Annotated in this window: 17 protein-coding genes; 10 read left to right on the forward strand and 7 right to left on the reverse strand. The window is 60.2% G+C overall.

The annotated features are described in order from the left end of the window. The first annotated feature begins 250 nt into the window (after nt 1-250). Nucleotides 251-5,596 carry an RHS repeat-associated core domain-containing protein gene (locus HV796_RS18820; RefSeq protein ID WP_175227997.1) on the forward strand — a complete coding sequence of 1,782 codons (5,346 nt, stop codon included), beginning with the start codon at nt 251-253 and terminating at the stop codon, nt 5,594-5,596. A 10-nt stretch (nt 5,597-5,606) separates the two neighbouring features. On the opposite strand, the gene HV796_RS18825 is transcribed toward HV796_RS18820, so the two are convergent. The 4 genes from HV796_RS18825 to HV796_RS18840 form a co-directional block, all read right to left on the reverse strand. Then, nucleotides 5,607-7,178, reverse strand: coding sequence for a DUF3443 family protein (locus HV796_RS18825; RefSeq protein ID WP_246355921.1), 1,572 nt, complete (start codon nt 7,176-7,178; stop codon nt 5,607-5,609). A 34-nt stretch (nt 7,179-7,212) separates the two neighbouring features. Further along, nucleotides 7,213-7,680: a DUF2844 domain-containing protein gene (locus tag HV796_RS18830; protein WP_246355922.1), complete on the reverse strand. Its 468-nt coding sequence runs from the start codon at nt 7,678-7,680 to the stop codon at nt 7,213-7,215. Nucleotides 7,681-7,868: 188 nt separating this feature from the next. Further along, nucleotides 7,869-8,192, reverse strand: a complete 324-nt coding sequence (locus HV796_RS18835) for a rhodanese-like domain-containing protein (protein ID WP_175227998.1) — start codon at nt 8,190-8,192, stop codon at nt 7,869-7,871. Between the two features lie 48 nt (nt 8,193-8,240). Further along, on the reverse strand, nt 8,241-8,894 hold the full coding sequence (locus HV796_RS18840) for a protein-L-isoaspartate O-methyltransferase family protein (protein WP_175227999.1): 654 nt from the start codon (nt 8,892-8,894) through the stop codon (nt 8,241-8,243). Between the two features lie 272 nt (nt 8,895-9,166). Between HV796_RS18840 and HV796_RS18845 the strand changes: the two genes are divergently transcribed. The 8 genes from HV796_RS18845 (at nt 9,167) to HV796_RS18880 (ending at nt 22,811) form a co-directional block, all read left to right on the forward strand. Further along, nucleotides 9,167-9,736, forward strand: a complete 570-nt coding sequence (locus tag HV796_RS18845) for a hypothetical protein (protein ID WP_175228000.1) — start codon at nt 9,167-9,169, stop codon at nt 9,734-9,736. A 783-nt stretch (nt 9,737-10,519) separates the two neighbouring features. After that, the gene (locus tag HV796_RS18850) at nt 10,520-15,547 is read left to right on the forward strand and encodes an RHS repeat-associated core domain-containing protein (protein WP_175228001.1); all 5,028 of its coding nucleotides are present in this window, start codon (nt 10,520-10,522) and stop codon (nt 15,545-15,547) included. A 335-nt stretch (nt 15,548-15,882) separates the two neighbouring features. Continuing rightward, a complete protein-coding gene (locus tag HV796_RS18855) occupies nt 15,883-16,869 on the forward strand; it encodes a LacI family DNA-binding transcriptional regulator (RefSeq protein ID WP_246355927.1) in 987 nt (328 codons plus the stop codon). Between the two features lie 25 nt (nt 16,870-16,894). Further along, complete coding sequence (locus tag HV796_RS18860; RefSeq protein ID WP_175228003.1) at nt 16,895-18,382, forward strand: sugar ABC transporter ATP-binding protein; 1,488 nt, start codon at nt 16,895-16,897, stop codon at nt 18,380-18,382. Beyond that, nucleotides 18,363-19,379, forward strand: coding sequence for an ABC transporter permease (locus HV796_RS18865; RefSeq protein ID WP_175228004.1), 1,017 nt, complete (start codon nt 18,363-18,365; stop codon nt 19,377-19,379). Before HV796_RS18860 ends, HV796_RS18865 begins: the two co-directional genes overlap by 20 nt. A gap of 152 nt (nt 19,380-19,531) precedes the next feature. Further along, entirely contained in the window at nt 19,532-20,497 is a 966-nt protein-coding gene (locus HV796_RS18870) for a substrate-binding domain-containing protein (RefSeq protein ID WP_175228005.1), read from the forward strand. 70 nt (nt 20,498-20,567) lie between these two features. Beyond that, nucleotides 20,568-21,617 (forward strand): sugar phosphate isomerase/epimerase family protein, encoded by a 1,050-nt coding sequence (locus tag HV796_RS18875; RefSeq protein WP_175228006.1) that lies wholly within the window; start codon nt 20,568-20,570, stop codon nt 21,615-21,617. Between the two features lie 54 nt (nt 21,618-21,671). Beyond that, nucleotides 21,672-22,811 carry a Gfo/Idh/MocA family protein gene (locus tag HV796_RS18880; protein WP_246355923.1) on the forward strand — a complete coding sequence of 380 codons (1,140 nt, stop codon included), beginning with the start codon at nt 21,672-21,674 and terminating at the stop codon, nt 22,809-22,811. A gap of 12 nt (nt 22,812-22,823) precedes the next feature. Here the strand turns inward: HV796_RS18880 and HV796_RS18885 are convergent, their stop codons facing one another. The 3 genes from HV796_RS18885 to HV796_RS18895 form a co-directional block, all read right to left on the reverse strand. Further along, entirely contained in the window at nt 22,824-23,081 is a 258-nt protein-coding gene (locus HV796_RS18885) for a hypothetical protein (RefSeq protein WP_175228007.1), read from the reverse strand. A gap of 47 nt (nt 23,082-23,128) precedes the next feature. Next, the gene (locus HV796_RS18890) at nt 23,129-24,289 is read right to left on the reverse strand and encodes an ABC transporter substrate-binding protein (protein ID WP_175228008.1); all 1,161 of its coding nucleotides are present in this window, start codon (nt 24,287-24,289) and stop codon (nt 23,129-23,131) included. Between the two features lie 148 nt (nt 24,290-24,437). Further along, nucleotides 24,438-25,379: a CysB family HTH-type transcriptional regulator gene (locus HV796_RS18895; protein ID WP_175228009.1), complete on the reverse strand. Its 942-nt coding sequence runs from the start codon at nt 25,377-25,379 to the stop codon at nt 24,438-24,440. A gap of 234 nt (nt 25,380-25,613) precedes the next feature. Here HV796_RS18895 and HV796_RS18900 point away from each other — a divergent pair. After that, nucleotides 25,614-26,726 (forward strand): nitrite/sulfite reductase (locus HV796_RS18900; RefSeq protein ID WP_175228010.1); only part of this gene is annotated, 1,113 nt, incomplete at its 3' end.

A 26,726-nucleotide genomic window follows, 5' to 3' on the forward strand; every position in this document is an offset into this window, starting at 1 on the left:
CTTATTTTAATTTGATAAACCGGAAAAGTGAATTATCATGATTGGGGCGAGCATTAGAGAAATGCGTGGCTTGCTAATTAACGTTTCGAATTTTTTAAAACGCTCAACAGCGTTGCTTTTCTTTCGCTGTTTGATTTGTTGAATTAAAAATCCTCTACTCGATAACGATGGATTTCTGTATTCCAGGATTTCTGCTTGGTTGATTTAATCGGCTACTGTTTGTGTGCACTGTTTTTCAAGGAGCACCGTGATGATCTCCCCCGACCACAAGCCGGCTTCCGGCACCCAATCTGCTCCCCGCGCGCCGGAAGGCGAATCCTCGGGGGCGACTGCGTCGCGATCCGTTGGAGATGGAGCGGACGCCAGCTTTAGCCAGTCGAACGCATTATCCTTCGTCAGCTTTCGTCGTGGTCAGGTAGACCCGCGGACGGGTAGTTTCAACTATCGGATTCCGATTGCGAAGTTGACGGGCAACCGTATGATGGGCCCGACCATGGAGCTCAATCTTAAATACGACCACTTCATTAAGCGCGATGAAGGGTTCGGCGAAGGCTGGACTTTCGGATTCTCAAGGGTGATTGATAACAACTCCCAGAAGAAAGTGGTGCTGCGTGACGGTCGAATTATCGATCTCACGGCGGATGGAGATGCCTACACTACTCGGACGATTGGAATCAAGGACTTTAAATTCAGCAAGCTTAACTCACCAGCCGGTGCATATCAAATCGTGTACAAGGATGGCAGTGCGGAAATGCTCGAAGCTAAGGGCGCGCTGCAGCAATATGTGATTCTGACGAAATTGACCGGTGAAAACGGATTTTCACTGAATCTCGAATACGACGAGACGTCAAGCATACCGTGGCTGAAGCGCATCTATGACGAGGCAGGAACCGATCTCCTTTCGGTTGAACGAGACTTCAGGTACGACGATACCGGCTACCTGGTCGGAACAGTCACTGTTAATTTTTATCCGGGCAGTGAAAGTGCAGCCAGTTCGATGAAGCTCACGTGCCAAAGCGACGCTGTGACGCAAACAGCCACAATGCGATCGTGCGCGATGCAGTTCGATACCCCGTTGGCCGTGGTCAAGCTGTCGTACGCAGTCGTCAATGGTTTTTGCCTGATCACGCAGGCCGAAAGCAATTTCACGGGTTTGGCGACGGAGACTGTCGAATACAACGCTAATCTGACGGCACCTCCGGGAGCACCGTGGGAGTCGCTGCCTGCGGTCTCGTCCCATTTGCTATCGATGCCGTCCTCAGGAACAGGAAACACCAAACAGGAAAAGCACACGTACACCTATGGCGGGGGGGCGGATACTGATAACTTTCTTGGCTTCAACGGGGTGACTTCTTGGGACAACAACGCGGTTGATAACATCTATTCATGTCCCTCTGATTACGACTACACGTCGACGGATAAACTGGCGCTTGATGGCGTGGAGATTCATTCGACGATCCGTGTTTACGACAAGTTTCATCGGGCAAAAACCGAAACCGTCGAACTGCCGACGTACACCAAGCCCGAGACAAGCCTGCAGTTCGATCGAAAAGTCAAATCGACGTATACATATCCGGGAGATACAACCACTGCATATGCTTCTTTGCCGGCGCAGTACAAGCTTCCAACTCAGGTCGATACCACTTACACAGATGAAATCAAAGACGCGGGAATCAAGGCGGAGCGTACGACGACACAAACGGCTTCGTTCGATGAATTCGGAAATGTGCTTAGTCAAGGGCTGAGCGGAGGAATGACAAGCGATTTTACGTACTATCCGGCGGAGGGGACCAAAGATCAGTGTCCGGCAGAGAAGAACGGCTTCGTTCGTTATGTTAATACCATGACAAAGCACAAATCCGGTGTTTCGACAGATCTGATCAAGACGACCTGTACCTACAAGTCGACGCGTGTAAAGGATGATTGCGACTACGTAGTATTGATGAAGGAGGAGGAGAAAAGGACGCGGTCTTCCAAAGAGCTCAAGGAGTTCCGGATTATAGACTATACGTATTATTCATGGGATGACGAATCCACTGCTGCCAATAAGGGAAGGTTAAAGTATCAGGAAACGAGGATAAGCAATCCCGCTGGAATACGTACGACTTACAAATATGAATTTTCTGCGGACAACACCAGATTCACTATAACGAGTGATCAGACAGGGGTGACCGAAACCGATGCATTCAGCGAGCAAAAACAGGTCAGCGCACTCACTGGCTGGCTGCTCAAGCTGGTCGACAATGTCGGTATCTCCACAACCTCCAGCTACGACAAGTTCGGGAGAATGATCTCCCTGACGCGGGCAGCGGGGAGTGCCATGGAGAGCGTCACGACATATAGCTATTCCGTCGATGATTCGGGCGTGCAGACCAGGACGAAACAGATACCGACTATGTCGGCGGTCGTCGAAACATTCGATGCACTTGGCAATGTCGTCAGTGAGGTGACCGCGGGAAGAACAACGCGAAAAGCGGAATACAACACGCGCGGTCTGCTGGTAACAGAGATCCTTCATGACGAGAGCGTGCCAATGATCGAGGATAATGTCGAGATCGACAAATCGCTTGATATCACCAGCCTGTACGAATACGACGCGTTTGACAATCTGACCAAAGTGACCTATCAGAATGGGAGCATTTTCAATCGTCGTTTCGAGATAGGCACCGCCAAACTGAAGGAATATTGGACGGGCAAGGACATGGGTGAGGAGGTTCATTTCGACTGCACGGAGACACTTTACGATCTCAACAATATGCTGCCGATGAGTGTTTCTGAATGTCATATTGATGGCGAAACGTTCACTTCCAAGACGAGTTACGCCTATGACGTATTCTTTCGTTTAAATGAACTGAAAGTGATCGGCCCGGATGATCATGTATATAAACATCATAAATACGCGTATGACTTCTGCGATCGGATTTTCCAGCGCGAGGAGTACGAAGAAGGTGAATTAGAACGACGTGTCACAAGCGTGTCGTACTGGAAGTACGGGAGCGAAACCAAGCTGACGTCCCTGTCGGTCAATAAGGTGCTTGTAGCAAAGCGCACTTACGATGGATTGGGGCGCCTCGTTACGATCCAGCGCAATCCTGACGCTTCTCCACCCGCTAACGCATGGAACACCCTATGCGTGTATGACGCCGGCAGGACTACCCCGAACACGATCTCTTCCCCACGTAACCTGTCGTGTGCCTACACGTACTTTGACGAGTTGGGTGGTCTTGTGAAGTCAATCACGCCGGAACAAGGGGCGAGCTTCAACTATCTTTACGATATCAGCAAGTTGAAGTTGTTTTCGGAAACCATTACTTCGACAGCTGGATCGCAGACCCGCTATTGCGGTTACGACGCCAATGGATTGCTGATTAGCGAATTGACCCAAACGCAACTCAACAGTGAAATACCGGGAAAATATCAAAGTACCTTCGAGCGCACGGAGTCCGGTAGGATCAAATCAATCAGCACTATCGCGCAGGACAATCCAACGTCCAGGATCGGATATTTTTACGACTCGTCGGGCCGTATATCGAGGGTGTCTTTCAGCCGATCGGTGTCAGCCGAGTACAACGTACATCTCCAGGTGGACCTGACTTATTATTTCGGCGACTTGCCAGCAGAGGCCGTCTATTCTTTTAAAAAAAGCGACGCCAGTGATGTCAAATTTTCGTTACGTTTCGGCTACGACGAAAGGTTGCGTTTGCGCAGTAAACAATATTGTATCTTGACCGGCGACCCGCCACAATATACTGATATTGCGACCGACGACGTTGAATATGATTGCCTCGGTCAAATAATCAGTCAATATATCGAAGCTGGTGTTGAAAAGAAAAATGTCACTGAAATGTCGTATGGGTTTGATTACCTCGGGCGTCTGATTTCCGCGAAGGCCAATGTGGATAATACGACGATTTATCCGGTTGACTTGAACGGCAATCCAGTCAAGGAGTTTTACTATATATATGATGAATATGACAATATCACCTCAGTCGGCATGACTGATCTGATCTCCGGTGATACTGAAATGGTTACATTTTCATACGCAGGAAAAAACAAGTTTGAGCTCACTCAAATTTCTCAATTCGATTCGTCCGGAACCAAAATCAGGGACATTGATGTAAGTCACGACGAATCAGGTAACCTGACCGGGTATACGTGGTCTGACGGCAGCGTGTCAGCGCGAACTTTCCGTTATGACTGGCTCGAGAAGCTCAGTGAAATCGAGCTCGGCGGCGTGGGCACAACGACGATAGGCCGTAACAGTCAAGACAGGCTCCTGGGGGAAAGGGATGAGCAAACGGTCGACGGCGTAGTGCAACAAGGGCAAGCGACGGCCTACGGTTATTGCGGCGCCGGGTTCTCCGCCTTATGGCGCAGACTTGCGCCGTCGGACACGGAAGTGGTGGTCGCGTCTTATTTGCGAGCGGCGACCGCGGTGGACGCCATCAGTGTCGGCAAGGTCAGTAGCGGGATTTTCACACCTACTACCCGCATGTTCCAGCTTAGCGATGTGTCTGGTAGCGTCTATGCGCAGGTCGACCCCGACGCGGATGGTATTCCCGACGTGCAGCAGCTCGTGTACCACCCTTATGGCCAAGTGCAAGACCCGCAGGGGCCATCGGAGTATGATCCAGTTCGGTTTAAAGGTGTCCGCTTCGATCAATTGACAGCGCTCTATCATCTTGCCGAAGGTAACCGCGCATACGATCCGGCGATGATGCGCTTCCTGCAATACGATGTTCAGAGTCCTTTTGGTGAGGGCGGAATTAATCCGTACGCTTACTGCATGGGAGATCCCGTCACGTACGCGGATCTGACTGGCGAAAGCAGGACGCTTTCCATTGTGCTGGGTGCGGCGGCAGTTGCCGTGTCATTTGTCGGGCTCCTTGGCGCAATGGGCGGCTTGCTTGCGGCTGCAGCCGCCGCGAAGGGCATGACGGCCAGTGCTGCGATCACGGGTGCATTGGGTGTGGTCTCGAATGTGACAGGAGTCGTTTCGGGCGCCACCGGCATCGCGTCGGCAGTACACGAAGGTGAATTGTCGGAACAGTTAGGCACGGCCAGCTACGTCTTGGGCGTGGCAAGCCTGGTAACGGCATGGTTGCCCATCGGCGTAAGTGCCTTTCGATTCGCTCAGAAGCTTCAGGCTGCGGAAGCACTTGCCGTGAATGCGAGCGTGGGTGCGGCCAGTGCGTCGGTAGCCAGCAGGGCTATCTCGGCCGCACTGCGGGTCGCCGGCGGGCAGGAGTTCACCCAGCAGGCGAATTTATCGTTCTTGCTCGCTAGAACGATAGCTCATCGGGCGCTAAGATCTTCCGCCTTTCAGGGAGCGATGGAGGCGACGCGCTACTACTATCTTCTTGACGGCAGTGGTCCGTTGGCGCTCCTTGCATCGTCGGCAGCCGGTCAAGGCGTGAATCTGAACGCAAAAGAACTCGTCGCACTGCTCGGACGTCCCGACTCCGCGATCCCATGCGGACAATTGTTGTGCGATATGCCCGGCAGTCCGTTCCCAGGGGTCGACGCGGAACAGTTCGGCGTTCCCTGGTTTCCGAAACTGATGAGCTCTTCGCCGCGCGTCCGGGCTCTGGCGTAGCTGAGGGTCGTCACCTTGTATAGGTGAGCGTCTGGAACGCAATGAACGGACCGGCCTTCAGGCCGGTCTCCGTGGCCGCCTGCGCGCCGCTCAGCACGGTATAGACGCTGCGTCCGAAATAGAACGGCAAACCCCAAACGAACATATTCGACGACAGCGATAGCGCGCCCAGGTTGTCGTGCGCTGCGTAACCGATTGTGAACAGTCGATCTGCATTCGCGATCGAGAATGGCACGGCCGCTTGCAGGCCGATCGTCGACATCATCGTGGCGGCGAGGCTCAGGGTGTTCTGCGGCGCGTACCAGTCGTTCACGCCGGTCGGAATCGACGTATCGCGGAACAGCAAGCCGTTCGTGCCGCTGTCGACGATGCCGGTCACGGACCGGTTCGCGTACAGCGTCGTCAGCGTGCCTTGATCGGTGACGGCGAGAATCTTTGCGTTCGCGGTTAATGCGTTATTCGATCGTGTGCCCACGCCAAAAATCAGTTCGCCCGTCACGCTTGCCTGGCCATCGGCCGGCAGTGCCGGCAGGCGGATGATCGTGCCATTGTTGTCCGTCGCAAAACCGGCGACCGGGTTGATCGTTTGCCGCTCGAGCGGCACGCGCGCGGCGCTGCATGACGTTGCGCTTGCGCAATAGTAGTAAGTGGCGGCAAGCGGCGTCTGCGCGGCCTGCGGAAAGTCCCGTGCGCGATGGCCGATGCCGACGACGCCTTTCGCGCCGAGCGCGTTCACGGTGCCGAGGTCGGCGACGCCGCGTGATTCACAATCGGCGGGCGTCGATGGGTATGCGGCATCGCTGGCGATCTGCACGGGAATGTCGCGCGCGGTCATGCCACCGATCGTCACATCCGCGCGGCGCAGCGAGCCCCACAGATATCCGGAGCCGAACAGCGCGCACTGAGCGAGCGGCGCCGCGCCGCTCGGGTCATTCGATGCGCCGGTTTGCTGCGGCAGGCGTGCGGTCAGCGACGAGCCGAGCGCATTGGCCAGCACGCGCACGCCGATCGATCCGGTATCGAGCAGCATGTGGTCGACGGTCACACACGCGGAGTCGCTTTGCGCGTTGGGCGCGCAGAGCTTGACCGTGACGTAGGGCTGGTTCACGGTGACGCCGAGCGCGTTGTCGATGACGATCGATGCGACGTTCGGGGCAGAGGCGGGTGGAGTGTCGGGGGGGCTGCCGCCGCTTGATGGGTTGTCGGTGGCGGACGATGAATCGGTTCCCGACGAGCCGCTCCCCGAAGTGCCACTACCCGAAGAGCCGCTACCCGAAGAGCCACTACCCGACGAGCCACTACCCGACGAGCCACTACCCGAAGAGCCACTGCCCGAAGCCCCTTTTCCCGACGTACCGCTTCCCGCCGAACCGTTCTGCGTCGCACCTGTGCCGCCTGGCGCCGCATTCGACTTCCCGCCGCCGGCTGTATTGTTCGCAGTCGTGTTCTGTGCCGGCTCGACCGGCTTGCCCACCCACGACTGCGACCCGGACCCGTCGCTTCCGTCTCCGCCACATGCCGCAAGCACAGCAGCCGCAAAGGCCGCCGCGTACAGCGTCTTGCTGAACCGTTTTGTCTTCACGCGTTTCCTTGTCTCGAACATCATCGCCCCTCAATCAATCCAGTTCGCCGAGATCGACCTGCGCCGGCACGAGCCGCGGCACCCAGGCCTTGCCGATGAACCAGCCTTGATGACCGATCGACTCGATCTGCAAAGCGCCGCTGCGCTCGACGAGCGGACCCGTGCCGCGCTCGCCGCGACGCGCCGCCGACGCGAAGTTCGGGAAGTAGCTGCCGAGCAGCGCGGCCATGTCGGGGCGCACCGGGCCACTCCACGTGACCGCGAAGACGATGCCATCGCGCGACGTATACTCGTGCACCGTGACGCCGTCGCTGCTGCTCGTGCTTTGCACGGCGTACAGCGGACTTGAAAGGGTCGTCTGCGCCGCGCCGCGCAGAACCGGGCGATCGGTTGCGTTCGAAGTAATGGTTGATGGCTTGGCGCCAAGTGTCGCGTGCGACACGCAGGGAAAGAGCAGCAACGCGGTGATCGCACAGGCTGCGGTCGATTGACGTCGGGTCACGGGTCAGGCTCCGGAAAAAGGTCGGAGCATGGTGCCAGACGAATCGATCAGGATGACTTAGGAAAATTCTGAATTGATGCGGGAAACCGCTTCAACTGAGCGCCGTGCAGAAGCGCAACGGAAACGGCCGGGGCGAAAAAAAGCGCCGGACCCTTGCCGGCGCTTCTTCACGGACAGGTCCGCGGCGCTCAATAAGTCGGCACCGACGGATCCACCTGACGCGACCACGCGTCAATTCCGCCTTGCAGATTAAACACGTTCGTATGGCCACGCGATTCGAGGAACATCGCGACCTGCGCGCTGCGCGCGCCGTGATGGCAAACGCAGACGATCGGTGCTTCGTCGTCGAGTTCTTCGCTGCGTGCCGGAATCTCGCGCATCGGAATCGATACGCTGCCGGCGATCTTTGCCGTTTCAATTTCCCACGGTTCGCGCACGTCAAGCACCACGGGCGTGGCGCGCGATAGGTCGGCAAGCCATTCGGCAAGAGCGGGGGCGGACAGGTTTTGCATCAGAATCAGGCGATCCGGTTGGGTTCGGGGCGTGCGGTTGAGTGCAACTTAGAACTTGAAGCGCGGCGGCTGCACCGCGTTCGTGAGCGGTTCGACGTAGGTCTCGAACACATCGGCGACACGGAACTGCTTTTCGTCGACGCGCGTGATGATCTGCGCCTTCATCACCGGCAGCGTGCCGACGAATGCGGCGAGGCGCCCGCCAACCTTCAGATGTTCGAGCATGTCTTGCGGCAGCACCGGCAGGCCGCCCGACACGCAGATCACGTCGTACGGCGCGACGGCGGCCCAGCCGCGCGCGGCGTCGCCGGTCACGACTTCAGCGTTCAGCACGCCGTTCGCCGCAAGATTCGATTTTGCAAGTTCGGCGAGTTCCGGTTCGATCTCGACCGTCAACACGTGCTGGCCGCGGTGCGCCAGCAACGCCGCCATATAACCGGAGCCCGCGCCGATTTCGAGCACGCTTTCGTGCTTCTTCACGGCGAGTTCCTGCAGCACGCGCGCTTCGACGCGCGGCGCCAGCATGTGCTGGCCGGCCGGCAGCGGGATTTCCAGATCGGCAAAAGCCAGTTCGCGGTACGCGGCGGGGACGAAATTCTCACGCTTGACGATGGACAGCAGGTTCAACACGTCCTGGTCGAGCACTTCCCAGGGGCGAATCTGCTGTTCGATCATGTTGAAGCGTGCTTGCTCGATATTCATGATGAGTTCGTTCTGCGGTGTGTGGTTGGAATGCCGGCGAAGGCCGCGCACAGAGCGCGGAGCGCTGAGGGAGAACCCTGCAATTGTATCAAACCGGGCGTTCGCGCCGCATGCTCCCCGGCGCGTCGCCGCTTGGGACGGTGAGACGCCGGTCCCCGTATCCTTAGCCGGGTGCGCAGGACTTTTCGGAGCCGTCCGATTATGCGGTGCGCAACGATTGCTTAACTTCGCTCGACACTCAATCACCGCTGACCCATGAGGATGCCGCGCGAATGAACCGCCTTTCCATTGCCTTGATCCTCGCCGCGGCATCGCTGGCCGCCCATGCCGCTGATGACGTCGCACAGCAACAGGTGCGTGTTCTTCCTGCCTCCGGCGTCACTGATCCAGACCACCGCGCTGTGCAACGCGACGGCAACGTTCAGAACAATCTCGCCTTCGATGTTTCGAAGCAGGTGCAGCGTGACTACGAGTCGCGTTTGCGGGCGATGACACCGGCGATCCCGATGGACTTCTCCGGGTCGGGCGCGCCCACCACGATCGACGGTCCGAAATCGCGAATCACGGTCATCCCGCGCGCGACGGTTCCTGGACCGAACGCCGCGCCCTACACGCAAGTCGACCGGTTCGGCGGCGGATGGGGCGCGGCGACTGTGAACATGTCGGCTCAACAGGCGCGGGACTACGACGCGCGCATCCAGTCCGAACTCGCCGAGCGGGACAAGCGGGCGGTTGCGGTTCGCCGTCCGGAAGTCCGCTTCGAGATCCCGCCGCGCGAGATACCGAAACCGTCGGGGACCACGCAGCCTTCGTCGAATGGCGGACGCGTCGACGCGAACTGAGCGGTGGCGGGGTGAACCGCTCCGTATAAATTTCCGCACCGTGTGCAGACCGTCGCAGCCCGATCCCGCCCAGGCGACGGTTATCGGTTTGTGCAGCCACGTGAGATGGGCGCTTCGTGGTCGCGTATCAGCGCGGTAATCACGTTGACAATCGAGCTGGATTCACGCGTGTCGGTCACTACCGATGACTCCATTCGTCCGCGAACAACCGGGTATTGGCGAGGTTAAACGTCGTTATTATTGAGGTGCGGTCTGATTTATAAAAGGATGCACTCGTAATTCGTTCGGTTTTTTCGATGCCAAACATTGATTTCGGATCGGTGTTTTCTATATTCGAAGAGTCTGCCGTGACCGGCTTTTAATCGATGTGTGCCTTGTTGTAATGCCGGCGCATTTCGATTTATGCGGATATCTTCGCGGGTACAGGGGCATCAAATGAAAACTGTTCAAAAAGTCGCCGATGCCGGCGCATGCCAAAACACGTCTCAACAGGCACAAACGCAACAACCACCGGCATCGCGCGGCAGCGACAACGGCGATATATTCAATCAATCGGACGCGATTTCATTCTGGTCATTCCGGCGAGGCGAAGTTGATCCGCGTACCGGCACTTTTAATTATTATATTCCGATTGCCAAAATAACCGGAAATGCGCGCTCGGGGCCATCGCTCGAACTTGTACTTGGCTACGATCATTTCAGCAGCGTGGACGAGGGATTTGGTCTGGGCTGGGCGCCTCGGCTGAGTAAAGTTACATTTGATAATTCACGATTGCAGCTGATATTGACCGATGGCCGGGTGATCAATCTGAAGCAGGATCCGGATACGCAGGCATTCACAATTGACACGATCTATATCAACGACCTGGTCCTGAAAAAATCGACCGACCCGGACGGATATCAAGTCAGATACAAGGACGGCATCACGGAGACATTGACGAAAATCGGTATCGGATATTACGTAACGGAGATTATTCATGAAAGCGGCTACAAACTCGTTCTGGAGTATGGCGGTTCATACGATCGCGCTGCGCTCACGCGCATTTACGACGAATCCGGCACGAGCCTTGTGGACATCACCCGCACAGATACGACCGATGAAACCGGCAGCCTGAAATCTCGCGAATGCGCAATCGAGCTTTACAAAGGCAATGCAGACTATGCAACCAAAATGACGCTGGCTATCAGCGACGACGGTTCGACAGGTTTGAGCTTGAGGACATGCAGCGTTGCATTAACTGACACGGAGAATATTCAGACGTTAAGTTTCAGTTATTTAAGCCCGAGTACAACCATCGGTTTTCGTGTCATTTCTCAGGTGGACAGCAATTTCGCCGGTCCGGCCACCGAGCAGATATCTTATCAGGAACGTTTGAAATTGCCCGATGGTTTTCCGTGGACGACTTTTCCGGTCGCTATCTCGTATGTACTGTCGTTGACGTCGGCGGGCACGGGACAGACAAAATCGGAAGTACATACCTATGAATATGGTGACGATACAGAAGAGGAAGAGGAGGATAGGGATTACAACAATTTTCTGGGCTACCAGGAGGATACGGAGTGGAATACCGCTGCGATCGACAATCTGTACGATCGCGACGCTACCTATCATTACGAGACCACCGAAACACTCAATATCGATGGCACGCAGACTTCGACGATCGTACGGGAATATGACAAATTCCACCGTCTGTATTCAGAAGAAACGTCGATTCCGGATACGGCGCAAATAAAGGGTCGCAAGATAAGAGTGGATTATTACTATCCGGGAGAAACGACGCTCGGCTATCTGGCACTGCCGCCACAATACAAACTGCCAAACCGGATACTGACGACGTTCAGCGAAACAACTGTGGTGTCGCCGGAAGAGCCGAAAACGAGCGAACGCAAAACGGATCAGTATTTCAGCTACGACGAATACGGCAACCTGCTGCAGGAGAAACTGATTGGCGGGTTCACTGTCGACTATGCCTATTATGCGGCTGCCGGCGTACCGGATACCTGTCCGCCCGAACCGAACGGGTTTGTGCGATTTCTGAACACGTCGAAGAAATATAAGACGAGTGCGGCCGACAATTGCATCACGACGACACGCACGTATACGTCGACCTCCATGAAGGACGGCTCGACCTTTACTGTGCCAGCGACCGAAGAGGAGAAAAGAACCATTGCGAAGGTCGAAAGCACCGACTACAAAAAGACAAAGTTCGAGTATTTCAATACGGAGAGCGACACCGGCACGACGCGTGGCCGCCTGAAGTCCACACTGTTGCAGCTCAGTCGCGAGAACGGTGTGACGACCAGCTATACGTACACGCTTTCCGCCGATGGCACACAGCTCGACATCTGGACGACGGAAACCGGTGTCGACGGCAACACGCTGACCGGATGGAGGACAATTTCTTGCCTCACAGGGGTGCCAACGGAGATCACCGACAATTTCGGCGTGTCTACTAGTCTCAAGTACGACAAGTTCGGACGCGTGACCTCGCACAAGCGGGCACCGGGAACCAGCTTCGAACGCACGGTCACATACAGCTACGCGTTCGACGCGACCAGCAAACTGCATTCGAGGACCACCACTGAACCGTCGCTGAACGCCGTCAAGGTCACGACCGACGCATTGGGCAACATCGTAAAAGAGGAGGTTGCAAGCCAGGTTGCGCGCACGGCCGAATACAACACGCAAGGCTGGCTGGTTACCGAACACCGGTACGACTACGACGTGACCGCGGCAGACAGCACGGCAATGGCGCAGCTGGATCTGGTGGATAACTATTACTACGACGGCTTCGGCGAACTGACGCGGGTGGTGTATCACGACAACCGGGAAACCCGTCGTCACTTCAATATCGGCAGCGCGATACTGACCGAGTACACGAATGTTCCGGTCAAGCAGGCGGAAACGGACGTCGTGACCATTTACAACCTCACGAGAACCAGCCATGACCCTGGCACCTTGCTACCGTTGACAGTCCAGGACTACAGCGACGACAAGAAGACGCTGATCAGCACGACGACCTACACCTATGACGAATTTTTCCGTCTGCAGGGCACGAAAGTCGTGGATGCGGCGACGCAAAAGCAGATGCGCGTTGCGCTCGCCTACGACTTCTTCGATCGGGTTTCAACGGCGACCGACTACGACAACGACCAGCCGGCGCGCGTGCGCGGCATGCAATACTGGGAGTACGGGGTCGAACCGCGGATCGCGAGCATGTCGGTCGATGACGTCACCGTCGCGACGCGTACATTCGATGGGATCGGGCGTATCACGAAGGTGGACCGGAACCCCGCTAACCCCGGGCAGAGCGTGACCGACTATACGTACTCGGACGGGTACGTGACGCCCGCCACCGAGACCACGCCACGCGGCATCGCGATCGCCCATGACTACTGCCCGGAACTTGGCGGCGTACCGACGAGCACGAAGCCGCCGGAGGGGCAAGACGGTTCGTTTGCGTACAAGTACAACAAGGACATCGTCAAGCTGATCGAACAGACCTACACGACCGGTACGGTGGTCGAGACAAGGACGCTCAGGTATGACACGAACGCGCTACTCATCGGCGAGGTGTCGACGCTGAAGAACGCGGACGGCACGACAGACGGCTACCAGAACGGTTTTTCCCGCACTCCGCTGGGCAGACTGAAGTCGGTCTCCTCGTCTGTGACAGGCAGGTCCCCGCAAAATGACGCGTGGTATGGCTACGACAGCGCGGGACGGGTTGCGACGATCGGGTTTCGCAGCGGGGGCGCGCAGGTGCTCAAAGTAACGATGAGCTATGCCGGTGGCGAACTGCTGAAGTCAGCGACTTACACGTTCGGATCGGACGCCGAGCCCACCGCGACGTTTCGGCTCGACCTGTCGTACGACAGCAGAATGCGTCTGACGACGAAGACGTACCTGCGCAAGGGTGAGGATGGCACGTTCACACAATGCGCAAGCAGCGAACTTGTCTACAACGGACTTGATCAGGTGAACGAACAGCGCTTCGGCGCGGCGGCAGTGACGACGGTGCTGCAGAACCAGTACGACTATGCCGGCCGCCTGAGCGGATCAACGGCCAGCGACGCGACGACCGTTTATCCGAAGGATACGGGCGGCAACGATGTCAGCGAGTACACGTTCGGCTATGACAACTACAACAACATCACGTCGTGGAGCACGAAGCTAAAGGAAACCGGCGACTCGACCAGCGTCGCGTGCAGTTACGACGGCAAGAACGTCTTTGAGATGACGAAGCAGGTGATCACGCGCGGGTCCGAGTCGCCGCGGCAAGTGGATCTCACGTACGACGCATCGGGCAATATTTCGAGCGTGGCGGAAACGGACGGAATAATCACCACTTGCACCTACGATTGCTACGAAAAACTGCGTACGCAGAACAGGTCGAAGCCGACGGATGGGAATTGGCGGCCGACGACCGCGTACTTCGAATACAACAGCCAGGGCAAGTTGCGTAGCGAAAAGATGACGATTCCGAAGGGCGAGACATTCGATACCGTGTGCCCAACTGCCTTCGCCTACTGCAACGGCCGCTTCGTCGCGTCGCTGCGCAAGCAGCAGGCCAGCGACACCGACGCGCAGTTCGCGACGTATCTGAGCGGTGCGAGCCACGTCGACGCGATCCAGTGCTCGCGCGGCAATGCGACAGCGGGCTACACGAAGTCCCCGCAGATGTTGTTCAGCGATCCGTCCGGCAGCGTGTACGGCGCTGCGGATCCTGCAAAGGGCACAGAGATCGTGCCGAAGATCTACAACCCATACGGCTCTCTCAGCGCCGCATTCGACACGTCGTATGATCCGGCGCTCTTCAAAGGACAACGCTTCGATCCGATGGCGTGGCTGTACCACCTCGGCGATGGCATGCGTTCTTACGACAGCTCAGTGCTGCTACGCTTTCTTCAGTACGACACCGAAAGTCCGTTCGGTGAAGGCGGACTGAATCCTTACGCGTATTGCGAAGGCGATCCGGTTACCTTCGCCGATTCGTCCGGAAACAGCAAGGCGTGGGTCATCGGACCGGTGGTGGCCTCGATCGGTCTGTTGCTTGGCATGGTCAGCTTCGGAATGGGCGCTTGGGCGGTAGTTGGCGGCGCGCTTGCGCTGACGAGCGGGTTGGCCTTCACTGGCGGGGTGGTCGCGCTCGGAGGCGGTGCGACGGGGCTGGCCTCCGCACTGGTCGACGATCAGGAAACCGTCGACCAGTTGACGCTGGCCAGCACGGTCTTGTTGGGCCTGAGTGCGGTGCTGCAATATCTGCCGCTCGGGGTACACATGCTCGGAAATAAACTGGCTGCGTGGCGGTTTGTGGACCGCGTGTCCACAGCGCGGGCCTTGACAGCCAGATCTCAATTCAACAAGTACTCCGGGACCGACTTTACCGTGAGCGCGACACGCGTTCAAATGCCGGGCGTCGCGGGCAATGTTCGCCTTGTGGCGACGCATGGATCGCCGGGCGTGCTCCAGTTTCCCGTGCGGTCGAATCGCGCCGCCAATGGCGCGTGGCAATATAGGGCGGCACGCGTGACGCCAGAGGACTTTGCCACCGAGCTCAACCACCTGCTTGCCAGCGAGTTCGGTGATACAGACGGGCCGATCTTTCTGATTGCCTGTGGCGGGACGCGTGCGGGCGCAATCAACAACGCGCAAGCGGTCGCGACGTTCTCGAACAGAACGGTTTCGGCTTTCCCAAGCAGTACGGTAGTCGGCTTGTGGCGATCCCCGCCAAACACCCAGCCAATCACGAAGTTCACGACTTATGGTTGGCGCTGGTTCCCGAAAGCGATGACGTTCGCGCCTGCGTAATCCAGTCTGAACTGACCGCGGCGACGCTCGCGTCGGCCAGGGAGAAACCGGCCGACGGTTGGGCACGTGACGTCGTCCTTGCGGAGGGCGTGGACTGGCACCCAGCGGGCGGCGTGGCCAAGCCGTTTGCCGCGCCCGGCTGTGCCGGGCGCCCTTGCGGCCTCAGTACAAATCCCTAGCGCAACCACCTTGAGATTTCTCCCTTCGTCCGCGACAATCGAGTTGTCAATGTAATCGATTACATGGAGAAAACGGCCGTGTCCCGATCGTCGCACCCTGATGCCACGGCCTTGCAACCGGAGCGCTCACGTCTCTCGCCGCGTCCTGTGAAGGACATGTCAATCGACGACGTCGCCGCGCAGGCCGGCGTATCGGTCGCGACCGTATCGCGTGTGCTGAACGGCCATTCGAATGTACGCGCGGAAACCCGCGACAAAGTGCTCGCCGCAGTCGAGTCAACCGGCTATCGCGTCAACGAACTCGCGCGCAATCTGCGCACCGCCGAAAGCCGGCTGCTGCTGACGATGGTGCCGAATTTCGGCAACCCGTTCTACGCGGAAATCGTGCGTGGCATCGACAGCGTCGCGCGCCAGCATGGCTATTTCATGCTGTTGTGCGACACCGGCGCCGATCCTGGCCGCGAGCGCAGCTACTTCGAGATGCTGCGCCGCCGCCGCGCGGACGGGGCGATCTGTCTCGATCCGGCCGCCGCGCAGCAGGCGCTGTCCGAAGAACTGAACACCTTGCCGTGGGTCGCATGCTGCGAATTCGATGCGGACGTCGGCGTGCCGTATGTCGGCATCGACAACTACCGCGCGGCCGGCGACGCGGTGATGCACCTGCTGGCGCGCGGCCACACGCGCATCGCGCTGATCAATTCGGGCGACGGTTATCTGTATGCGCAGCAACGCGAGCGCGGCTATCTGGACGCGCTGCATAACGCCGGCGTCGACCCCGACCCGCGCTGGCAAGTGCATCTGGACAGCCTCGACTACGAAGCGGGCGCGTCCGCGGCGGCGATCCTGATGGCGCAAGCCGAGCCGCCCACGGCGATCTTCACCGTATCGGACACGCTGGCGATCGGCGTGGTCAAAGGCCTGCGCAGCGTCGGCAAGCGCGTGCCGGACGACGTCGCGGTGGTCGGCTTCGATGACATTTCGCTTGCCGCGCAAATTGATCCGCCGCTGACCACCATCGCGCAGCCGATGCGCGAGCTCGGCGAAACGGCCGCGCGGTTGCTGCTGAAACGGCTCGCGAACCGCAGTGCGAACGTGCCGGGCGTGCTGTTGCCGCATCGGCTCGTCGTGCGCGGCAGCGCATGATGAGCGTCGCAGGAGCGCCACCCCGATGAGCCTCGCTGTCCGTTTCGACGACATCCGCAAAGACTTCGGCCCGGTGCGCGTGTTGCACGGCGTGAGCTTCGAGCTCGCGCCGGGCCGCATCTACGGGCTGCTCGGCGAGAACGGCGCGGGCAAGTCGACGCTGATGAAAATTCTCGCCGGCTACGAGCGCGCGACCTCGGGCGCGGTCCTGATCGACGGCGCGCCCCAGCATTTCGACGGCTCGCGCGCGGCCGAAGCGGCCGGCATCGTACTGATCCACCAGGAGTTCAATCTGGCCGAGCATCTGACGATCGCGCAGAACATGTACCTCGGCCACGAAAAACGCCGCGGCCTGCTGCTCGATGACACCGCGATGCGTGCCGACGCGAAGCGCTATCTCGCGCAGGTCGGCCTGACGAAGCATCCGGACACGAAGGTGCGCGATCTGATCGTCGCGGAAAAGCAGATGGTCGAGATCGCGAAGGCGCTGTCGCGGCGCGCGCGCCTGCTGATCATGGACGAGCCCACCGCGACGCTCACGCCATCCGAAACGGAGCGCCTGTTCTCGCTGATGGCGAAGCTCAACGCGGATGGCGTGACGATCGTCTATATCTCGCACAAGCTCGATGAAGTCGAGCGCATCACCGACGAGGTGATCGTGATGCGCGATGGCCGTTTCGTTGCGCGCAGCGAGACCGCGGCGTTGGCGCGACAGCAGATGGCGAACCTGATGGTCGGCCGTGAGTTGTCCGATATGTTTCCGGACAAGACACCGGTCGCGGCCGACGCGCCGGTCGCGCTGCGCGTCACAGACTTGAGTGTGCCCGACTGGGTCGACGGTTTGAGCTTCGAGGTGCGTGCCGGCGAAGTGTTCGGCTTCGCGGGCCTGGTCGGCGCGGGGCGCACCGAGGCGTTCGAAGCGATCATCGGGCTGCGCCGCCGCAGCGCGGGCTGCATCGAGATCGGCGGCCGCCGCGTGGACCTGAAGAGCCCACGCGAGGCGATGCGTCACGGCCTGACGTATCTGAGCGAAGACCGCAAGGGCAAGGGCCTGCATGTGAACCTGAGCCTGCAGGACAACCTGACACTGATGACGCTCGAGCGCTACGCGCATCCGCTGCTCGATCTGAAAGCGGGCCGCGCGGCGCTGACCGAAGCGGTGCGCGCGTTCGGCATCCGCACCGGCGATCTCGCGAGCCGCGCGCGGATGCTGTCGGGCGGCAACCAGCAAAAGCTCGCGCTCGCAAAGTTCCTGCAGCCGAACCCCGATGTGATCGTGCTCGACGAACCGACCCGCGGCGTCGATATCGGCGCAAAGCGCGATATCTACTTCCTGATTCACCGGCTCGCGTCGGAAGGGCGTGCGGTCATCGTGATCTCGTCCGAGCTGATCGAGCTGATCGGCCTGTGCCATCGCGTCGCGGTGATGCGCGCCGGCACGTTGCAGGCGACGCTCGGCCTCGACCATCTGACTGAAGAGGAGTTGATCGCTCATGCGACCGGCACCCACTGAGACTTCCGCGCCGACGCCGCGCGCATCGCGTGTCGCGCACGTGCTGTATGGTTTCGGTCCGCTCGTGGGCCTGCTCGTGCTGTGCGTCGCGGGAACGCTGCTGAACCGCGACTTCGCGACCCTCGACAACATGATGAACGTGCTGACCCGCACGTCGTTTATCGGCATCATCGCGGTCGGCATGACCTTCGTCATCATTTCGGGCGGCATCGACCTGTCGGTCGGCTCGATGGCCGCGCTGATCGCGGGGATCATGATCTGGCTGATGAACGGGCTCGCCACGGGTATCGGCGGCCATACGGTCGCGCCGCTCGCGATTGTGTCGATCGGCATCGTATGCGCGCTTGTGCTGGGTGCGCTGTTCGGCTGTGCGCACGGTTTGCTGATCACGAAAGGGCGCATTGAGCCGTTTATCGTGACGCTCGGCACGCTCGGCATTTTCCGCGCGGTGCTCACCTGGCTTGCCGACGGGGGCGCACTGACGCTCGATAACAACCTGTCCGATCTGTACGGGCCGGTCTATTACGCCAGCCTGCTGGGCGTGCCGGTGCCGATCTGGGTTTTTCTGGCCGTCGCGGCGGGCGGCGCGCTGATTCTCAATCGCACTGCATTCGGCCGCCATGTGCAGGCGATCGGTTCGAACGAGCAGGTCGCGCGCTATGCGGCGATTCGCGTCGATACGGTGAAGATCGTCACGTACGTGCTGCTCGGCATATGCGTCGGGGTCGCGACCGTGCTGTATGTGCCGCGGCTCGGTTCGGCGACGCCGACCACCGGCTTGCTGTGGGAGCTCGAAGCGATCGCCGCGGTGGTGGTCGGCGGCACCGCGCTTAAAGGCGGCGAGGGCCGCGTGATCGGCACCGTGATCGGCGCGGTGCTGCTGTCGGTGATCGCGAACATCCTGAATCTGACCAGCATCATCAGTGTGTATCTGAACGCGGCGGTGCAGGGCATCGTCATTATCGTCGTCGCGTTCCTGCAGCGTGGGCGGCGTTAGCGGCGGCACACGCCGCGCCGGCATGGTTTCAACGGTGTCATGTAGCGGAGGGAAAGCAGCAACGCGGCACGCAGCACGCCGTGGTCGTTTCGGTGGTTCGACAACGAAATCCGGCGCACCCATAGCGCCCATACAGATCTGGAGACAACACCATGAAACACGTCATACGAGCGGTCGGCGCCGGCATGCTAGCGCTTACGATGCTGGGGATCACGGCAGGCGCCGCGCGCGCCGACGACAAGGTCACGCTGGGCGTCGCGATTCCGACGGCGGACCACGGCTTTACCGGCGGCATCGTCTGGTGGGCGAACAAGGCGAAAACGGATCTCGAGAAGGAACATCCGGGACTGAAGATCATCGTGAAGACCGCGGCGAGCGCGCCTGAACAGGCGAACCAGTTACAGGACCTCGTGACGGTCAACAAGATCAACGCGCTGGTGATTTTCCCGCAGGAGTCCGCATCGCTGACGCAGCCGGTCGCGCAGGTGAAGAAGAAAGGCGTGTACGTGACGGTGGTGGACCGCGGCCTGACCGATACCAGCGCGCAGGACGCCTACGTGGCGGGCGACAACACCGCATTCGGCAAGATTCCCGCCGAGTATCTGGCCAAAGCGCTCGACGGCAAGGGCGATATCGTCGCGCTGCGCGGCATCCCGACCACGCTCGACAACGAGCGGTGGACTGCGTTCACGTCGGTGATGAAGCAGTATCCGGGCATCAAGATTCTCGATGCGAAGTACGCGAACTGGAATCGCGACGACGCATTCAAGGTGATGCAGGACTACCTGACGCGCTTCAAGCATATCGACGCGGTATGGGCTGCCGACGACGATATGGCGGTCGGCGTGCTGAAGGCGATCGATCAGGCGAAACGCAGTGACATCAAGATCGTGTTCGGCGGCGCGGGCTCGAAAGGGATGGTGAAGGACGTGATCGACGGCGCGCCGATGATCAAGGCCGATGTGTCGTACTCGCCGAAATTCATCTATGACGCGATCAAGCTGACCGCCGAAGCGCGGCTGAAAGGAGAAGCGCTGCCGCCGACGACGATTATCCCGTCGGTGCTGATCACGAAGGAAAACGCGCAGCAGTTCTACTTCCCGGACTCGCCGTTCTAGGCGCGCGAGGACGCGGCGCGGCATGCGGAATGTCGCGCCGCGTGGGCTCGACCACTGACGGAGACGCACGATGAAGACCATCAAAGGGCCGGCGATTTTCCTCGCGCAGTTTCTCGGCGACGATCCGCCGTTCGACAATCTCGCGCATATGGCGAACTGGGCCGCGGGGCTCGGCTTCAAAGGCATTCAGGTGCCGGTCGCGCCGCAGCTGATCGATCTCGAGCAGGCGGCGGCCAGTCAAACGTATTGCGACGATTGGCTCGGCATGGCGGCCGATGCGGGCGTGACGGTGACCGAATTGGCGTCGCACTTGCAAGGGCAGCTGGTCGCGGTGCACCCCGCGTATGACCTGCTGTTCGACGGCTTTGCCGCGCCGCAGGTACGCGGCAATCCGCAGGCGCGCACTGAATGGGCGATCGCGCAGTTGAAGCTGGCTGCAAAGGCATCGCAGCGCCTCGGCTTGAACTCGCATGTGACGTTTTCAGGCGCGCTCGCGTGGCCCTATCTCTACCCGTGGCCGCAGCGACCGGCCGGTCTCGTCGAAGCGGCGTTCGACGAACTCGCGCGCCGCTGGAAGCCGATTCTTGATGCGTTCGACGAAGCAGGTGTCGACGTCTGCTACGAACTGCATCCGGGCGAAGACCTGCACGACGGCGTCACGTTCGAGCGGTTTCTTGCGACGCTGAACGATCACCGGCGCGCGAACATCCTGTTCGATCCGAGCCACTATGTGCTTCAGCAACTCGATTACCTCGAATTCATCGATATCTATCACGAACGCATCAAGGCGTTCCATGTGAAGGACGCGGAGTTTCGTCCGACCGGGCGTCAGGGCGTATACGGCGGCTACAGCGGCTGGGTCGAGCGGGCCGGGCGTTTCCGTTCGCTTGGCGATGGGCAGGTCGATTTCCGCGCGATCTTCTCGAAGATGGCGCAATACGATTTCCCCGGCTGGGCGGTACTCGAATGGGAGTGTGCGCTGAAGCATCCGCAGGACGGCGCGCGCGAAGGCGCGGAGTTTATCAGGCGGCACATCATCCGTGTCGCGGAGCGCGCATTCGATGACTTCGCGGAAAGCGGCGTCGATCACGCGCAATTGCGGCGCGTGCTCGGCATCTGATTATCCGGTTGCGCATGCAACGATTGCGCGCCGTATCGTAAGGAGCAGCGCACGATGGCAAGAAGACTGAAGCTGGGCATGGTCGGTGGCGGGCAAGGCGCGTTTATCGGTGCGGTGCACCGGATCGCCGCGCGCCTTGACGACTGCTTCGAGGTGGTCGCGGGCGCGTTGTCGTCCGACCCGCAGCGCGCGCAGGCCAGTGCCGCGCAAGCGAATATTGCGCGCAGCTATGCGGACTGGCGCGAGATGGCGCGCGCCGAAAGCGCGCGCGACGACGGTATCGACGCGGTGGCAATCGTCACCCCGAATCATCTGCATGCGCCGGTCGCGACCGCGTTTCTCGAAGCAGGCATTCATGTGATCTGCGACAAGCCGCTCGCGGTGTCGCTCGCCGAAGGGCAGGCGCTGGCGCGGCTCGCGCGCGAAAAGCAACGGCTCTTTGCGCTGACGCATACCTATTCGGGTTACCCGATGGTGCGGCACGCGCGCGAGCTGATCGAAGCGGGCGAGCTCGGTGACGTGCGGGTCGTGCAGGTCGAATACGCGCAGGACTGGCTGGCGGAGCCGATCGAGCAGAGCGGCACGAACAGACAGGCGGTGTGGCGCACCGACCCGACCCGCTCCGGGCCGGCGGGATGCCTCGGTGATATCGGCACGCACGCCTATCACCTGGCGGGTTTTATCAGCGGCATGCTACCGGCTGAACTCGCGGCGGATGTCAATACGTTCGTGCCGGGACGCCGGCTGGATGATCACGTCCAGGCGATGCTGCGCTATGCGAACGGCGCGCGCGGGATGCTGTGGGCGAGCCAGGTCGCGAGCGGCGCGGAGAATGCGCTGCGGCTGCGCGTGTACGGCACCAGGGCGGGCCTTGCGTTCGATCAGGAAGCGCCGAACGAACTGGGGTTCACGCCATTGGGCGGCGCGGCGCAGCGATTGACGCGCGGGCGCGTGAAGGGCGCGGCGGCCGCGCATGCGACGCGTGTACCGCCGGGGCATCCGGAAGGGTATCTGGAGGCGTTCGCGCAGCTGTATAAGGACGCCGCGCTACAGATTGAAGCGCTCGACGCGGGCCAACCGCTGCCGCCGGAAAGCCGGTTTCTGACGACCGTCGACGATGGTGTCGAGGGGCTGCGGTTTATCGATGCGATGCTCGCGAGCAGCGCGGCTGGCGGGCAGTGGCGCGCGATTTGACGGCGCTCTCGCTCAACCTTTGCTCTTTCGGATCTGCTCTTCGAACGCGAGGTCGAGCTTGCTGGCCTTGCGCGGCTTTTGCGGGCCGAGTTCGTCGACGAATTTGACGAACTCGTCGAGCGGCAACGGCCCGGACACTTTCTGGTCGGTGCCGCTCGAACGGTCGACGAGGTAGAACAGGCCGCTGGACAGCGCGATTGCCGCATAGCCTGGATTGCCGCTGCGGGTCTTCAGCCGTTCGACGGCGTGGGTGGCTCGGGTAGTGCGCATGGCTGGGACGCGAATTAGAGCGAAAGACGTCTACTTTAACAACAGTGTCACTGGGTCAGATAGACAAACTGCCCACCCTTCACGATCCCCATCACGCTCGCGCGCTGATCGAGCCCGACGTGATCCTGCGCGCTCGTATTGACCACGCCGTTCGGCACGACCAGTTCATGCGCATGCTCGAGCGCGTCGCGCAACGCGTCGCGGAATGCCGGCGTGCCCGGCTGCGCGGTTTTCAACGCACGCGCCACCGCATCCTGCAGCCGCGGATACACGCCCGCCGCATCGCCTGCGAACTGCGTGACGGTGCCCGGCCCGTACTTCGCCTCATAGTCGTTCACGAACGCCAGCGCGGCCTGTTTTGCCGGATGATCGGCCGGCAGCGTGCGCGCGACGACCACCGGCTGCGTCGGAAACAGCGTGCCTTCGACGTCCTTGCCACCGAGCTTGATGAATTCCGGCGTCGCAATGCCGTGCGTCTGATAGATCGCGCCCTTGTAGCCGCGCTCGACCAGCGTGCGCTGCGGCAGCACGGCCGGCGTGCCGGCGCCCGCGATCAGCACCGCATCGGGCCTGGACGCGATCAGCTTCAGCACCTGGCCGGTCACGCTGGTGTCGGTGCGGTTGAAGCGCTCGGTCGCGACGATCCGGATATGCCGCAGCGCCGCGAACTTCGTGAATTCGCCAAGCCAGCTATCGCCGTAACTGTCCGCGAAACCAATAAAGCCGACCGTCGTTACGTGGTGGTTCGCCATATAGCGCGTCATCACGTCCGCCATGGCGCGATCGGTTTGCGCCATTTTGAACGCCCATATGCGTTTGCCTTCCTGGGGTTCGACAACGGCCGCCGAGCCGATCAGCGTGATCATCGGCGTCCGGCTTTCGGCGACCGGGTCGAGCGCCGCGAGCGCGGCCGGCGTGACATTCGGGCCGACGATCACGTCGACGTGGTCCTCGTTGATCAGCTTGTGGATATTGCGCACCGCTGCGCCGGGGTCGGAGCCGTCATCGAGCACGATGGTTTGCGCGTTCTGGCCGGCGATTGTCTTCGGCCACATCAGGATCGCGTTCTTGCTGGTGATGCCGATCGCGGCGGCCGGACCGGTGGTCGACAGATCGATGCCGACCTTCAGATCCGCGTGCGCGGCGGTGGCAAGCAGGAATGCGCCGACGGCAGCGAGCCGGCGCAGGTTCTTCTTATGGGACGTCATGCGAAAGACTCCGTGGCAAAGGCACTGGGACAGGCCGACGATGCTTAGCGTGTGGTCGAGCGCGCTCGACGGGGGCGTCAAACGCGTGCCAACGGTGTCGCTTACGAATCGGTGTGCGACGAGAATACAAAGCGCACGTGCCAGCACATCAAAGTTCGTACGATTCGCTCTCGCCCTTCAATGCCTGCTCGATCAGCTTGCGATTCATGCTCGGCGACAGCAGCTCGACCAGCGTGTAAACGTAACCGCGCAGGTAAGCCCCTTGCTTGAGCGCGACGCGCGTCACGTTGCTGCCGAACAGGTGGCCGACCGGCATCGCACGCAGGTGCCGGTCGCGGTCACCGTTGAACGCGATGTCGGCCATGATCCCGACCCCAAGCCCCAGTTCGACATAAGTCTTGATCACGTCCGCATCGATCGCCTCCAGCACGATATCCGGCTGCAGCCCGCGCAGCCGGAATGCATCGTTGATCTTCGTGCGGCCCGCGAACGCGTTTTCGTAGGTGATCAGCGGGTATTGCGACAGATCGTCGAGTGACAGCTGTTTGCGCTCGAGCAGCGGGTGGTCGTCCGGCATGACCGCGACGTGGTGCCAGGTGAAACACGGCAGCGACACCAGTTCCTTATAGTTCGACAGCCCTTCGGTCGCGATCGCCACGTCCGCCTGGTCGTGGATCACCATTTCCGCGACCTGGCTCGGGCTGCCTTGCAGGATTGAAAGGTGCACCTTCGGGTAGCGCCTTTTGAACTCCGCGATGGCCGCGGGCAGCGAGTAGCGCGCCTGCGTATGGGTCGCGGCGATCACCAGATTGCCCTGGTCCTGCGCGGCGTAATCTTTGCCGATCCGTTTCAGGCTTTCGACTTCCTGCAGAATCCGCTCGATCGACGCCAGAATGATCCGCCCCGGCTCGGTCATCGAGCGCACCCGCTTGCCGTGCCGCGTGAAGATCTCGACGCCGAGTTCGTCCTCCAGCTCGATGATCGCCTTCGACACGCCCGGCTGGCTTGTATACAGCGCCTTGGCCGCTTCGGTGAGATTGAAGTTCTGCCGGACGGCCTCCCGGACGAAGCGGAACTGATGCAGGTTCATATATAACCTCGCCGCATATCAACAGAATTTTTTAGTCGTTTGAAATATAAGGCGAGTTTATTACGATTTCACCAACTTTTCCAATATGGATATCTCTTTTCGTCATTAGCAAATCACGAGCGGGTCTAACGTCATGCACCTGACTTGCTTCGCTAAGGGATCGGACAGAGAGGTTCATCGCGCGGCGTAACCGGAACGCCGGGTGGGCTGAGACAAACAAACTGGGGTCCCCGAATGTATCAATACGATCAGTACGACCAGACCATCGTCGATGAACGCGTCGCGCAATACGCCGATCAGGTTCGCCGCCGGCTGTCGGGCGAATTGAGCGAAGAAGAGTTCCGCCCGCTGCGCCTGCAGAACGGCCTGTACATGCAGCGCCATGCGTATATGCATCGGATCGCGATTCCGTACGGCAACCTGCGCAGCGACCAGATGCGCATGCTCGCGACCATCGCGCGCGAGCACGACCGCGGCTACGGTCACTTTTCGACGCGTACCAACATCCAGTTCAACTGGGTCGAACTCGAGGAAACGCCGGAAATCCTGCGCAAGCTCGCGTCGGTGCAAATGCATGGCATCCAGACCTCGGGCAACTGCATCCGCAATATCACCGCCGACCAGTTCGCGGGCATCGCGCCCGACGAAACGGTCGACCCGCGCCCGTGGGCCGAGATTCTGCGCCAGTGGTCGACGTTCCACCCGGAATTCGCGTGGCTGCCGCGCAAGTTCAAGATCGCCGTGTCCGGCTCGAAGGAAGACCGCGCGGCGGTGCAGATTCACGACCTCGGTGTGTATCTGTCGAAGAATGCCGACGGTGAGGTGGTCGCGAGCATTCTCGCGGGCGGCGGTCTCGGCCGCACGCCGATGATCGGCGCGATCATTCGCGAAAACCTGCCGTGGCAGCACCTGCTGACCTACTGCGAAGCGGTGCTGCGCGTGTACAACCGCTATGGCCGCCGCGACAACCTGTACAAGGCGCGGATCAAGATTCTCGTAAAGGCGCTGTCGCCGGAGAAGTTCGCGCAGCAGGTCGAAGAAGAGTGGCAGCACCTGAAGGACGGCCCGTCGACGCTCACGCAAACGGAACTCGACCGCGTGTCGCAGTACTTCCAGCCGCCGCAGTACGACAAGCTGCCGGGCACCGATCCGAGCTTCGAAAAGCATCTGCTCGAAAGCCGCGCATTTGCTCGCTGGGTCGAGCGCAGCGTACGGCCGCACCGTGTGTCGGGCTATGCGGCGGTCACGCTGTCGCTGAAGCCGCACGGCGTGGCGCCGGGCGATGCGACCGATGCGCAGATGGCAGCGGTCGCCGATCTCGCCGACGCCTACTCGCTGGGTGAAATC

The organism is Paraburkholderia humisilvae (genome assembly GCF_902859855.1).
GTDB lineage: Bacteria > Pseudomonadota > Gammaproteobacteria > Burkholderiales > Burkholderiaceae > Paraburkholderia > Paraburkholderia humisilvae.